The 12,673-nt window shown below is 63.7% G+C and carries 11 protein-coding genes; 5 read left to right on the top strand and 6 right to left on the bottom strand.

Translation table 11 applies throughout. The features are described 5' to 3' along the window. Nucleotides 1–39 precede the first annotated feature (39 nt). From VUN84_08740 to VUN84_08725, 4 genes are all read right to left on the bottom strand, one after another. Nucleotides 40–342 carry a DUF4193 domain-containing protein gene (locus VUN84_08740; GenBank protein ID XAS65693.1) on the bottom strand — a complete coding sequence of 101 codons (303 nt, stop codon included), beginning with the start codon at nt 340–342 and terminating at the stop codon, nt 40–42. A 535-nt stretch (nt 343–877) separates the two neighbouring features. After that, complete coding sequence (gene cls, locus VUN84_08735; protein XAS65692.1) at nt 878–2,344, bottom strand: cardiolipin synthase; 1,467 nt, start codon at nt 2,342–2,344, stop codon at nt 878–880. A gap of 67 nt (nt 2,345–2,411) precedes the next feature. Continuing rightward, the gene (locus VUN84_08730; GenBank protein XAS65691.1) at nt 2,412–2,798 is read right to left on the bottom strand and encodes an SHOCT domain-containing protein; all 387 of its coding nucleotides are present in this window, start codon (nt 2,796–2,798) and stop codon (nt 2,412–2,414) included. Nucleotides 2,799–2,922: 124 nt separating this feature from the next. Continuing rightward, a complete protein-coding gene (locus tag VUN84_08725) occupies nt 2,923–5,451 on the bottom strand; it encodes a LuxR C-terminal-related transcriptional regulator (protein ID XAS65690.1) in 2,529 nt (842 codons plus the stop codon). Between the two features lie 245 nt (nt 5,452–5,696). On the opposite strand from VUN84_08725, the gene VUN84_08720 reads away from it, so the two are divergent. Together VUN84_08720 and VUN84_08715 are read left to right on the top strand one after the other, a co-directional pair. After that, nucleotides 5,697–6,257 carry a potassium channel family protein gene (locus tag VUN84_08720; protein ID XAS65689.1) on the top strand — a complete coding sequence of 187 codons (561 nt, stop codon included), beginning with the start codon at nt 5,697–5,699 and terminating at the stop codon, nt 6,255–6,257. Nucleotides 6,258–6,533: 276 nt separating this feature from the next. Continuing rightward, nucleotides 6,534–7,943 (top strand): hypothetical protein, encoded by a 1,410-nt coding sequence (locus VUN84_08715; GenBank protein XAS65688.1) that lies wholly within the window; start codon nt 6,534–6,536, stop codon nt 7,941–7,943. A 100-nt stretch (nt 7,944–8,043) separates the two neighbouring features. Here VUN84_08715 and VUN84_08710 read toward each other — a convergent pair whose 3' ends face one another. Beyond that, nucleotides 8,044–8,421, bottom strand: a complete 378-nt coding sequence (locus VUN84_08710; protein ID XAS65687.1) for a PLD nuclease N-terminal domain-containing protein — start codon at nt 8,419–8,421, stop codon at nt 8,044–8,046. A gap of 47 nt (nt 8,422–8,468) precedes the next feature. Beyond that, nucleotides 8,469–9,971, bottom strand: a complete 1,503-nt coding sequence (locus VUN84_08705) for a DUF2252 domain-containing protein (GenBank protein ID XAS65686.1) — start codon at nt 9,969–9,971, stop codon at nt 8,469–8,471. 219 nt (nt 9,972–10,190) lie between these two features. On the opposite strand from VUN84_08705, the gene VUN84_08700 reads away from it, so the two are divergent. The 3 genes from VUN84_08700 (at nt 10,191) to VUN84_08690 (ending at nt 12,651) form a co-directional block, all read left to right on the top strand. Further along, complete coding sequence (locus tag VUN84_08700; protein XAS65685.1) at nt 10,191–10,679, top strand: hypothetical protein; 489 nt, start codon at nt 10,191–10,193, stop codon at nt 10,677–10,679. A gap of 112 nt (nt 10,680–10,791) precedes the next feature. Beyond that, nucleotides 10,792–11,946 carry an AI-2E family transporter gene (locus VUN84_08695; protein ID XAS65684.1) on the top strand — a complete coding sequence of 385 codons (1,155 nt, stop codon included), beginning with the start codon at nt 10,792–10,794 and terminating at the stop codon, nt 11,944–11,946. A gap of 39 nt (nt 11,947–11,985) precedes the next feature. Next, nucleotides 11,986–12,651: a GAP family protein gene (locus VUN84_08690; GenBank protein XAS65683.1), complete on the top strand. Its 666-nt coding sequence runs from the start codon at nt 11,986–11,988 to the stop codon at nt 12,649–12,651. Nucleotides 12,652–12,673: the final 22 nt, after the last annotated feature.

The raw sequence follows: 12,673 nt of genomic DNA, 5'->3' as shown, positions 1-12,673 counted from the left end.
TCAGGGGCCTCAGACGCCGTCCCCGACGGTTGCCTCCGGTCAGCCTTCACAATCGATGCAATAAGCGTGGCCGTCTTTTTCGCGCGCGATCTGTGAGCGGTGCCGGACCAGGAAACAGGAGTAGCAGGTGAACTCGTCCTCTGCCTGCGGGATGACCTGAACGATCAGTTCCTCGGCAACGAATTCTCCGCCCGGGGCGATAGAACCGTCCAGCGAATCGGCCTCGTCCAGGTCACGCACAACACTGCGGGCGTCTGGTGCGTTCTCGGATTGCAGCGCCTCCAAGGACCTGTCCTGCGATTCCTTGACGTCGGAGCGTACTTCATCGTAATCGGTTGCCACTGGGGTGTATCTCTCTTCTTCGATTTGCTACTGGGATAGACATCAACAGACGGGACTGCTCCGGTATTCCCTGCGCCGCGGGACCCATGGGGGCCGCACCCCGGGGGAGGATCCCGACTGGCCGTAAAACGGGCAGCCTTAGCCGGATTCAATTTGTACAGTCGTTGGATTAGGGCTATATTTCTGGGAGTTTCTTTGGGGGGACATGATGAACAAAGCGCAGAGACGCGCTCACGTGGAGCCGCTTTGCGGTGAATGCGGCTCGAGGGTGATTCCGATCTGGAAAGACGTACGCGCAGCAACCTCCAGCCAACCGGACTGGAGGGTAAGCGCCCGGCAATGCAGCCGTCAGGCCTGCGGCCTCAGCGACTCCCGGAACTGGTACAAGCCGGAATAATCCTTGGTCGTCAAACCGCCCGGCCTTGGTATGTCGGAGCAATTGCAGAATTGATTGTACTCCTCGCAGCCGATGCTGCGGCCGGCCCGGCGGGCAGCGCAGAAAAGGGGTGCGAAGTGGTCGTCCGCCGGCAGGACGTCACTGGAGGGACGCCGTGAGGCGCGCCAAGTTATCGAACGCCTTTTGCGAGACGGGCCTCCGGGTCCAGTCTGTGAGTTCCAGTTCACGGCTGTTGGCCCGGTAGCCGTCTTCTATTTCGCGGACGGCGTCCACGAACGTCCTGCCGTGGACGAGTACCGATACCTCCATGTTCAGGGTGAAGGAGCGGATGTCCATGTTGCTGGACCCAATGACGGCTACCTCCTCATCGATAGTGAAGTGCTTGGAATGCAGCACCTTCGGGGCACGGTAGAGGTAGATCCTGACGCCGGCCCGGAGCAGCGCCTCGTAGTAGGAACGCTGCGCGTGGTAGACCATGCTCTGGTCCCCCACTTCGGAGACGAAGAGCTCTACGCTCAGCCCCCGCGCGGCGGCTGTGACAATGGCCATCAGGATGGATTCCTCCGGAACGAAGTAGGGACTGGTGATACTAATCCGTCGTTCAGCCTTGTGGATGAGGGTGGCGTACAGCTTGAGATTATTGTCATTATCGAAGCTGGGACCGCTGGGGAGCACCTGGGCATCAATGACCGCCGGACCCTGGCCGGCGGCTGCGGAGCTTGAATCCAGCGACAGCAGTACGTCCGTCTCGCTGTACCAGTCCGTTGCGAACACCGCGTCGAGCTCGCGGACCATGGGGCCCTCGGCGCGCATCATCAGCTCGTGCCACTGGAGGCCGCGCTTTAGGTTGCTTTTCTTGTTGTAGCTGGCGTCGATGAGGTTCTGGGACCCGGTGAACCCGACGCGGCCGTCGATCACCACAATTTTCCGGTGATTGCGCAGGTCCGGCCGCTGCCACTGCCCCCGGAACGGCCGCAGGGGCAGCATCGGGTGGTATTCGGCTCCGATCTCCTGGAGATAGTTTACGGTTTCCTTCCGGCCCGGAAACATTAGCCCGGCGAGATCATCGGACAGCACCCGAACGGCCACGCCGCGTGCGGCGGCGCGCGCCAGAGCTTGGAAAAACGGGAGCGTGGTTGGATCAAGCACCAGAATGTAGAACTCCACGTGCACGTACTCCCTGGCCATATCGATGTCCGCGATCATGGCGTCGAAGGCCCCGTTGTAGTCAGGTAACAGTTCAGCGCTGTTGCCCCGGACCATGGGCAGCGCCCCCAGGTTGTTGTTCAACGCGACCGCCGAATGCAGCCACTCCGGCCAGTCGTGGCCGCTGCTGACTACCGGGCTTCCCGCCGTCCGGGAAAGGACCAGAGCATTGACCTCGCGTTGTTTGTCCCGGCGGCTCTTGGGCAGTTTGGCGTACCCGACGAAAAAGAATGTGATGGCGCCGAGTAGCGGGATGAAAATAATGGCGAGAATCCAAGCGATGGCGGAAGCAGGACGGCGGTTTACCGAGACGAGGACGGCTGCCGCCGCCACGAGGAAGACATGGGCCGCCAGCAGCAGGGCAGCGATCGTTTCCGGGTGCCGAAGAAACTCTCCCACCGCTACGCCCGGCCCTCTCCGCCGGGAACGACGCAGGCGCTCTGGCTTGGCTGGACCGCCGGCGCGTTCAGACGAGCACCCGGCTCTTGATTTTTCCGAATTCTTCCGTGCTAATGGTTCCCGCGTCCAGAAGTGCCTTCGCCTTGGAGATCTCCTCGGTTGGGCTCGGTGCCGTGGCCCTGCGGATATCCGCAGTGGCGGCCTCCTGGTCCCGCCGGGCCCGTTCCATGGAGCGCTCCGCCATGCCGTCACCGCGCGTAATCACGTAGACCAGCAGGGTGAGAAGGGGCAGGAATGCCAGGAAAAAGATCCACACCGCCTTCCACCACCCGTTCATACCCTGGTCCCGGATGAGGTCGCCGGCAACGGCAAACAGGCCGAAAAGGAAAACAAAGAGGATAGACGCCGTCAGGAACCACCAGAAGATATCCCACCCATTCGCCCAGTAGCTCATGTGGTTGTCCCGCCTTCCAATGGTGTGGCGTATTCAGTGTTCGGCCAACGTCCGCCGTCCACCTCACCCCCAGCGGATGAATTCGATGACACCGGTACAGCAAGGACAACTGCCCCAACCGGCTTTAGACGATCCCCCGCTCCGCCGCCGTTTTCAGGGCATCGCGACGCCCCGCTGCGCCGAGTTTGCGGTAAATAGACCGCTCATGCGTTTTGACCGTGTTCACGGAAATGTACAGCGCTTCGGCAATTTCGGCCGCCGTCATGACAGACCGCATGTATGCCAGCACTTCCCGTTCACGGTCCGTGAGCGTCCAATAGGAACGGTTCCGGAGGTGTTGGTGGGCTTGTGCGTGGCGTGCCACCCGCGCTGCAATGAACGCTTCGTGGGCGGTGCCCCAAACAGCGTGCCGGATCAGCAGCTCCGCCAGCTCGTCGCTCCGCTCGGCGAATGGCAGGAGGATTGCCTGGGGTTCGGCCCGATGGGCGGCATGTTCAATCCGCTCGTGAACCAGCGCCTGGTCCCCGTTCCCGTGGGCAAGGAGCGCCTCCGTCAAGCTCAAGCTCGCATCGATATACCGATTGCGAGACCGGTCTGTCACAGCTTGGGTGCAGCGTTGGGCGGCCTCTGCGTCGCCTGCTCGACGCAGGAGTTCAGCCAGAAGTGCGTCCACCAGAGGCGCATGTCCGCCGGCGCCCAGAGGCTGGATAATCACCAAAGCGCCCGCCAGGTCACCCCCGGCTTCGGCGATCTTCGCCTTCGCGACGGTGTGGAAGGCGTGCCAGGACCCACCGAAGAGCCCCCGATCGTGGTGGGCTTCCAACGCCGCGGTTGACTCCGCAAGATGGGTTCGGTCCCCAAGGGCGCAGTCAACCAGGACCCTGTAGACGACGCCCAACGGCGCTATCGGGAAGTCTGCGCCTCCCAGCCGCCGGGCCTTGGCAAGGTGAGCCCGCGCGCCCTTTAACTCGTCCCGCCAATAAAACACGATTCCGCGGGCCAGCCAGGCCGCCGCCATGTGCTCCTGTGAGCCCAGCCCGTCCGCGATCTCGAGCGCCTGCGTCGCTTCGTCGTCGGCGACGGTCACATCACCGGCCGCCACCCAAGCCAGGGCAAGTTCTCCCTTGGAGCCGGCTTCCAGAGCCTCCAGGCGTCTTTCGGCGCCTGCCTCCGCACCGGACTGCAACAGGACGGTGGCCTGGTCCGCCACCCGGTGCAACCGGAATTCGGCCTGGGCTGCGAGGAATAGTCCGGTGGAACCGGTGGTACGGCCATCCGATGTGACCTCGGCATATGAACCGACGTCGGCAGCCGGGACGCGCAGATGGCTATTTCCATCCGCTGTGACGGGCTCAAAAAGCGCCCGGCACTGATCAAATATCCGGCGGCGAACCGAATCCAGCGTGGAGGTGCGTGTCAGGGCAAAGCGGGTGAGTTCCGAGGCGGCAGGCTGGTCGCCGTCCAGGGTGCGGCAGACCGACCTGATCATCAACACTTCAGGGTCTTCGCACCACGGGGCTGGCAGGTCCCGGCACGTTTTCTCGAGGGCCTCCGCGCCATTCTGCAGCAAAAATGCAAGCCAGTGCCGTCCCAGCGACTCGACAGCTACCGCCGGAGCATGCCCCTGCCGCGCCTGCATCAGGCATTCCGTCACGTCGGCGTCCTCGAAGTGGCGTGCGGCCACACTGTGCAGGGTTTCGGCGAGAACCGGGTCCCTCCGCTCCAGTATCCGCCTGCACTGCGCCGCAAATAGGCCGTGCCAGCGGTAGAGGGATTCACCGTCCTGGCGCTCGTGCTCCTCGATGAACAGACCGTCGCGAAGGCAAGCTTCCAGCCGCCTGCCTCCGTCGGGCCCGTCCTGCAGTTCGACGGCGAGCCCCCGGCCCAGCCGATTGCACGTGGTGGCTCGAAGGATGAAGTCCGCCAGGGACGGGTCCAATTGGTCAAGGACCTCCTCAGCGATGTAATCGGCAAGACGCAGGTGGTCTGTCGTGAAGCCGGGGATCCGACCGGGCAGGTTGCTTACCGGCGATAAGGAGCTCAGACCTGCGTGGACCGCGACCGGCCAACCGGCAGTCATCCCCCAGAGGGATCCGGCCTCGACGTTGTCATCGTGTCCCAGGGCGTGAGCCAACATGGCGACCTCCGCGCGTGTGAATGCGAGCTCGGCGCCGCCCACCTCGCCGAGGCCTTCCCCATACCGGAGCTTCTCCAACTGGATAGCGGGGTGGCCGCGCCCGGAGAGAACCAGACGCAACGCCGGCGGCGCGGAGGCTGCGAGCACGCCGACGATTCCGCTGGAAAGTCCGGGGCCGGCAAGGTGGACATCATCGATGACCAGCACCACCGGCTCGGTGAGTTGCTCAAGTGCGCCGAGCAAGAGGTCATAGGACGCCGCCCGGTCGAGGGCGAGATTTTGGCTCAGCGCCAGCAGGGCATCGTTGCCCGGCAACGGCTGCGGGCTTGCTGCGGCCTGGATCGCCCCAACAACTCCATGAAAGAGCCGGGCTGGTTGGGTGTCGAACCGGTCCAGCGCCAACCACCCGCACGGCAGATCGCTATTGCGCACCCAATCACCCAGGAGCGTGGACTTGCCGTAGCCGGCTGGCGCCGCAACGACGGTGACCCTGTGGGAATCCGTGGCAGCGGTCACAGCATCTTCGAGGCGCGGACGTTCCAAGGCCCCCTGGGCGCGCAGGGGCGGCCGGATTCTAGACCGCGGACCATGGACCCCTGCGGAGATCTTCGGCTGTACCACGGCATTCATCGTAGGGATGTGCACGTCGGCCGGACAGTGCCATTTGGTCCTTGTGGCAGCGTCACATGACGGCGGGAAAACGCTTTCGGCTACCGCCGCCGTGAAGGGCGCGGAGCCTGGGAACGGCGGTAACATCAGGCATGGCCGCTATGCAGGAGAGCCGGAAAGGTCCGGTGTTTGTCCGTCAGCTCGATAGGACCACCCGGCGCCACGTCGTCATAGTTACAATCCTGCGGCTCGTCGCCTTTCTGGCATTGATCCTTTGGTTTTACAGCACCCTGCCGGTGAACGGTTTCAACGACGACAACCCCGCTGCGGCATGGATCCGCCTGATGGGTGTCCTGCTCGTGTTTCTCAGCGCCTTGGCTCTTCAACTGCGCATGATCAGCAGCGCAGAAGTACCCCAGGTCCGCGCGGCCGAAGCCGTCGTGGAGACCATCCTGATGTTTCTTTGTCTCTTCGCTTTGCTCTACACGTCGATGTCCGCAACAGACCCATCCGCGTTCACCGAGCCTCTGAACCGGTTGGACGCACTGTATTTCACGACTGTCACGTTCGCCACCGTAGGGTACGGGGACATCACTCCCGTCAGCCAGCTCGCGCGGGCAGTCGTTACGATCCAGATGATCGCCGGGCTGGGCGCCCTGGTCCTGGTTGCGAAGGCCGCCTTCTTCACAGCGCGGCGGAGTTTGCGCAAATGACTGTCGCTTCTCCGAACATCCGGTGCCGCAACCGCAGATCACCTCGGACGGATGGGGCGGGGATGATGCTCCGTCGGGACAATAACACAACACCGCCGCCCTCGCTGTCCCAGTAGTCGGCGTCGCCACGAAACGCTCTGAACACTCAGACAGGGGATCCTCCGATGCCATGTACCAGAGGTGGCCGGACCGGGCTGCATGAACCGGCCAATCAATCGGCGGCTGCTTCGTGCGCCGCGCGGCCGGATTCGTGCGCCGCGCGTGCGGAGGGCTCAGATGTCGCTCACCGATGACGCCGGGAGCCCGGGCAGGGCCGAGAACGAGGAAGTACTTCGGCTCCGCGCCGAAGTTGCCCGCCTGCAGCTCGAACGGGATGCTGCCGCAAGGACCGGCCGCTATCCCACCGGCGCGGAAGAGAAAAAGGGGCCGGGCGTCGTTGGCCGGGTTATCGCTCTTTTCCTCGTGGGGCTGACCGCCATCCTGGTTTTTGCCGCGGTGCCGGCCCTATACCTCCGCAGCCAGGTGCTTGATACTGACCGCTACGTCGCCACTATCGCACCGTTGGCTTCGGATCCAGCGATCCAAGCAGAGATTGCCAACAGAGTCACCACCCAGATCGCCGACGCAGCAGACATCGACGGCATCACCCGGGATGCAGTGGCGGAGCTGGGCACTGCCGTTCCCCGTGCCGCCGCCGCACTCACCGGACTGGCGCCGGCTATTGCGTCGCAGACTAAAGCCCTCATCCATTCCGCCGTCTCCAAGTTCGTTGCTGGCCCAGGGTTTGAGAATCTCTGGATCCAGGTCAACCGGGTGGGGCACCAGGGGCTAGTCAACCTCGTATCGGGCGGCTCGGAGGGCACCGTCAGCATTGACCAGAGCGGCACCGTAACAGTCTCCACTCAAGAAATCATTGCCGGCGTCAAAGCTCTCCTCGTTGAACAAGGAGTGGAGATCGCTGCCAGGATCCCTGAAGTCGAGGCGCAGATCATTCTCCTGCAGTCCCCCGAACTGGGTCAGGCGGCCGGGGCCATCAGAACGCTGGACCGGACGGCACCGGTACTGGCCTGGTTGACGGTGTTCAGCGGCCTGGGCGCCATTGCAGTGGCGCCACGAGGTCGCAAACGGCGCGCTACTTCCGACGTCGGGTTAGGCATCGCCGCGGCCATGGCTGCGCTTGCCCTGGGGATTGCGGTTGGGGCCAATTATTTCCTCGGCACGATTCCGGCAACGGCAGTCTCCTCCGCGGCGGCCGGAACACTCGTGGAGGCCCTCGTAGCGCCACTCCGGACCGGCGTGCGGTTTGTTTTTGTGGTGGCGGTGCTGATTGCGGCGGCTGCGCTGCTGAGCGGCCACTCCCGCGCCGCCCAGGTGGTCAGGCTGGGGGTCGCGCGAACCGGAGACTACCTGTCCGGAAAGACCGGAACAACCAAAGCCAAACCCTGGCAACACGCGCTGGCCCGCGTCCGGCGGATCCTTGAGGGCGGCGTCATCGGCGCTGCTGTCTTGGTACTTGTTCTCTGGCCTTTCCCGACGGCGGCCGTTGCGATTTGGACGGCGGTCCTTGCCGGGCTCGGGACTCTGCTCATCGAACTTCTGTGCAGGCCGGCCGTCGTTGAGCGGGCCAAGGACTCTCGGACCGGTGACGGTGCGGACGGTCCGGCCCCACCGCAGACGCTCCCATAGGAACCCCGGGCAAGAAGGCCGCGGCGATCAACCACGGCGCTCGCAGTTGCCTGTGCGCCCGGTTGGGCCGGGGTCACCGTCCTTTGGTGAAGGACGCGAATTACTGGCTAAGCACGCGCTTTTTCAGTGCGGCGAATTCTTCGGCCGACAATGCCCCGTCATCCATCAATGTCTTGGCTTGGGCGATCTGTTCAGCTTGGTTTGTTCCGGCCGCACGGCGGACGTAGTCTTCGAAATCCTCCCGGGCCACATCGCCCCGGGCTTCCTGCCGCAGGGCCATGGACTGTCCGTGGGCAATCAGATACGCCAGACCGCCGATAACGGGAAGAAAGAGCAGAGCAACCACCCAGACAGCCTTGCTCCAGCCTGGTCTGGTCGAATCAGCAAAGATGTCTTTCACGATCAGAAAAAGTACCACCAGATACGAAACATAAAGAACAAACGAAATCATCAGCCAAAAGAAGTCCCAGAAATTCACGTAATTTCCTTTCAACCACGGTGCCGGAGTGGTGGCATGAACCGGAGTCACACGCCCCGCTCCGCGGGCAGGCGCCCTAATTTGACCGCTTGAGCCAAGGACGCGTGATCAGCTTCTGTTTGGTCCGCGTAGCCCCTGGCCCATTCCGCCAGCGCTTCATCAAAGACCTCGCTGCCGCCCAAGTACCCCGAAATGAAGGCGCTGTTAGCGCTTTGGGAATGGGCCCGTGCCAGCATGAAGCCACACAACACTCCGTAGTCCGCGGTCTCCTGGACATTCATTTCCGCCAGCGCAAAAGACCCCTTCATATCCCGGAACTGTCGAATGTAAAAGTCGCGCTGCAGGCCGTCCTCCCCCCTCACGTCCTTGATCCAGCCTAAAAACGGGTCGGACTGCGCTTGCAGGATCCGCTGCGCCCCCACCACGCGGAATCCTTGCCCGCGAGTGATCAAGTTCTGCGCTATCAGCTCCGGTGGTTGGGGTGCGCGGCCGTGGGTCTCCAAAACGGACTTCCCGGCTTCCTTGGCCTGCAGAAACAAAGGCTCTCCTGCGGGACCTTCGAATAGGAGCACCCAGCTCCGGGTCCCCACGCTGCCAACCCCCACGATCCGCCGCGCGAAGTCCACCAGGCGGTATTGACTGAGCAACAAGGACGTATCCGGCCGGAGCGTGTTCCGGTACAGCTCCACGAGGTTCTGCATAGCCGCAAAGTTTACGACCTGAGGATGACGGACTAACGGGGGCTGGTCCACAATCCGCGGCTCACCCGACTCCGTGCTCGACGTCAGTTTGGCGAGAACCTGTTCGGATGTTCGCTGGCGGGCCTTTTTCTCCTCGGTCCGGATTCGTTTGCGTGCCCCTGTCCGTCGCGCCGCCAAATATTCCGCATCCACTTGGAAGTAGTAACGTTCAGTTGCGGTTTGGCTGTACAGGGTCTTGAGCGCTTGGCGATAGCTGCGGACGCAGGACTTTACGGCCGTCCGGCATTGCTCCTCCGTATGGGAACCGTTGCGCCCGTTCAGCCAAATGCTCGCCGCGAGACGCTTGACGTCCCACTCCCAGGGCGCCGGGTAGGCCTCATCAAAGTCATTCAGGTCGAAGATCAGTCGCCGCTCGGGGCTGGCGAAAAGTCCGAAATTTGCGAGGTGCGCGTCCCCGCTCGCGATCAGCATATGGCCGCTGACCGCGGCATCAGCCAGGTCGTGCGCCATGACAGCTGCGGCTCCGCGGTAGAAGGAAAACGGGGATTCCAGCATCCGCCCCACGCGCACAGGGATGAGATCCGGGACGCGGTCGGCGTGCTGTCCTTCGAGGATTCCGACGGGGTCCCGCTCCGGTAAATTCAAGGCTGCGGACCTGCGGCGAGGCAGCGAATCGCGGGCCGCACGCCCAGCGGCTTGAGCCCGGGCGATCGAGTCCTTGTGGGCCGCGCCCGGCAGGGTTTTCACGGCCGGCCGCCATCGTGGAAGGGCGGCGGAGAACTCGCCCGGGGTTGACAGAATGTTCGCGATTTCGACAGCATTTCGGCCCGCATGCCCGCATCGTCCCATAATCCGTTCCGCTCCGGAACAGGCTTCCGCCCCGAATCGTGCGCACACCTCTTATCGGGAACATCGCGGAAGCGAGGGGCGTTTCCCGGGCCCCGACGTAGCGGGGGGTGCCTGATATCACCCCCCGCGGGTGATACATCGCCCCCGGCGGAGGCTAACGATGGGTCTACCTGCCAATGATTGGCCCACCAGGCGAATGCACGTCCGAAAGAGGCCTCCGTGTCAAGAAAGCAACCAGTAGCCGTCCCATGGCTCACGCTTTGTGTCGCCGTCGCGTTGCTCACCGGCTGCAGCACCGCCAGTCCCCCGGCGGGCACCGCAAGTTCCAGCGCCCCATCGGGCATGTCCAGCTCATCTGCCGGTACCGCCAGTCCGCAGCCTACCGGGTCACCGGTCTGCCCCGCAGCCGATGCTTTTGCCGCCGCCCTGACGGGGTTCAAGGACACCCTGAGGGCCGGCCCCACCCTGGATCAGGTCCGTGCCGCACGTGATCAGGTCGCCACGTCCTATGACGCGCTGATCAAGGAGGTCGGGAGCCTGGCAAAAGAGCGAGTGGCCGCCGTCACTGCGGCCGAAGACGCGTTTGCCACCGCAGTCAACGACGTACCGAGCGACGCCACCCTCACCGAAGCGATCGACTCTCTGCGGGACGAAACCGCGATCGTTCAGGGCGCCCTGAGCGATCTCGCTACGGAGATTAAGTGTTAGATCCGAACTTGTCCGGAGGGGTCGCCTTCCCCAAGCCTTCCCGGCGATCCGGCGCTATTAATCTGGTTTTCAGGGCTCCAGGCTATTCCCACGGTCAATGAAGGAGGGCTCAATGGGGCAGGAACCAGCGGGACCTGGTCCGGAGCCTGTCTTTCCCCGCTCCGCCATCATCCTCGTTGCCCTGGCCGGCGCGAGCATTGTGGCCTTTGGCATCGCGGCGATGCGCGGAATTTTCACTCCCGTGTTCTTCGCCTTTGTGCTCACGCTCTGCGTTCATCCGCTGCGACGGTGGATGCAGGGCCGCGGCGTGCCCCGGGGAATCGCCACCGGAACCACCGTCGCGGCGGTCTTCGCGTTGCTCACGGGATTCGCCGCAATCCTGGTCGCCTCGCTCGCGCAGTTCTCCGCGCTGTTGCCGCAGTTCGCCCCTCAGATGGCGCAGCTGGGCGCCTCCATCTCCGGGCTGCTGGAGACCGCGGGCTTCGGCCGCGATCAGACGCAAGCGGTCGTGGACGGGCTGACGCCGGTCCGCATTGTCGGGTTCCTCGGAGGCCTCCTGGGGAACGTCGTCAGCCTGGTGGGGAGCCTCGTCATCATCCTGACAATGCTCATCCTCATGGCCGTGGACGGGTCCCGCATCCCTGCCCTCCTGACCCACCTGCAGTTCCACCGGCCCGTCCTGGTGGCCGCATTTAACGATTTCGCCGGGGGCGTCCGCCGGTACATGATCGCCACGACCGTTCTCGGCGTGGCCCAGGGCCTCTTCAACTGGCTAGTCCTGGTTGCCTTGCAGGTTCCAGGCGCCTTGCTGTGGGGACTACTGTCCTTTATCTGCAGCTTCATCCCCAACATCGGCTACTTCATCGCGATCGTTCCTCCGCTGTTTTTCGGTTTCCTCACCGGCGGATGGCCGACAGTCCTTGCCATCATCGTCATCTACGGCGGGATCAACACCATCATTCAGTCCATCATCCAGCCCAAATACGTGGGCAATGCCGTAGCGCTCAGCGAGACGATAACCTTCCTTTCCGTGTTGTTCTGGGCCGTGATCCTGGGCCCTGCCGGCGCCATCCTCGCCGTGCCGCTGACTCTCCTTGTCCGGACGATCCTCCTCGACTCAGACCCATCCGTCTCCTGGTGGCGGCCTATGACCGGAGACAAAAAGGACTTGGAAGCAATCCTTAAGCACGAAGATGACGCGATCCGCGCCCGCCGAGCCCGGCGGGGACCGGGACTGCCGGATCCCGGCAGCACCCCGAAGGCGTGAGATGCTGCCGGGGTTCCGCCCAGGGCAGGTCACCGGGACATGCTGAGCCTCATCGTTAATCTGGTGTTGTTCTCCATCGCCGGGGCGATCAGCACTGTCCCGGTGAGCATCACCATGATGATCCTGCTCTCGCCCGATCCGCGGCGCGGAGCAGTGCCCTTCCTGACGGGCAGCATGGCCGGTTCCATTGTGATTGTCGGCCTTTCCGCCGTCGGCATGCACTATCTGCCGGGCCGGCCGGAACTGGATCAGGATGCGTTCCTGACGTGGCTGGGGTTGATAGTCGGCGCTTTCCTGGTCGGCTATGCCGGGTTCCTCTTTTGGCACCGAAGCCAGACCGACAACGCCTTGCTGGGCAAAATGAAGTCCAAGTTCAGGACCGCCCGTCCGTGGGAATTCGTCGTCCTGGGCGTGGGGCTCAACCTGCGACCTAAGGCAATCGTGCTGGCAGTGACGGCCGGGGCCCTGATCAGTGTCAGGGACCTGCCGTTACTCGAGGGAACCCTGTTTGTATTGGCCTTCGCAGCCGTCACCCAGTCCGCCGTCGTCGTGCCAATCGCCGTATGGTTGCACTCGCCGGGCCGGGCTGAGGCGCCGTTGACCGCCATCTACACGTTGCTCGAGCGCCACGGTCGGACGATTACGGCTGCCGCGACACTGATAATCGGGCTCTTCATCCTTGGTTCCACGATCGCCGGTCTCTGAGCCAACGCCTGCCGCGGCATCC

It is taken from the genome of Micrococcaceae bacterium Sec5.8, from assembly GCA_039636775.1.
In the GTDB taxonomy this organism is placed as follows: Bacteria; Actinomycetota; Actinomycetes; order Actinomycetales; family Micrococcaceae; genus Arthrobacter.
This window is presented reverse-complemented; position numbering and strand designations above follow the sequence as displayed.

What these genes read in the sequence shown, in the direction of transcription:
- VUN84_08695 (XAS65684.1), top strand. Translation starts at nt 10,792, where the DNA reads ATGGGGCAGGAACCAGCGGGACCTGGTCCGGAGCCTGTCTTTCCCCGC.
- VUN84_08730 (XAS65691.1), bottom strand. Translation starts at nt 2,798, where the DNA reads ATGAGCTACTGGGCGAATGGGTGGGATATCTTCTGGTGGTTCCTGACG.
- VUN84_08715 (XAS65688.1), top strand. Translation starts at nt 6,534, where the DNA reads ATGTCGCTCACCGATGACGCCGGGAGCCCGGGCAGGGCCGAGAACGAG.
- VUN84_08720 (XAS65689.1), top strand. Translation starts at nt 5,697, where the DNA reads ATGGCCGCTATGCAGGAGAGCCGGAAAGGTCCGGTGTTTGTCCGTCAG.
- VUN84_08705 (XAS65686.1), bottom strand. Translation starts at nt 9,971, where the DNA reads ATGGGACGATGCGGGCATGCGGGCCGAAATGCTGTCGAAATCGCGAAC.
- VUN84_08690 (XAS65683.1), top strand. Translation starts at nt 11,986, where the DNA reads ATGCTGAGCCTCATCGTTAATCTGGTGTTGTTCTCCATCGCCGGGGCG.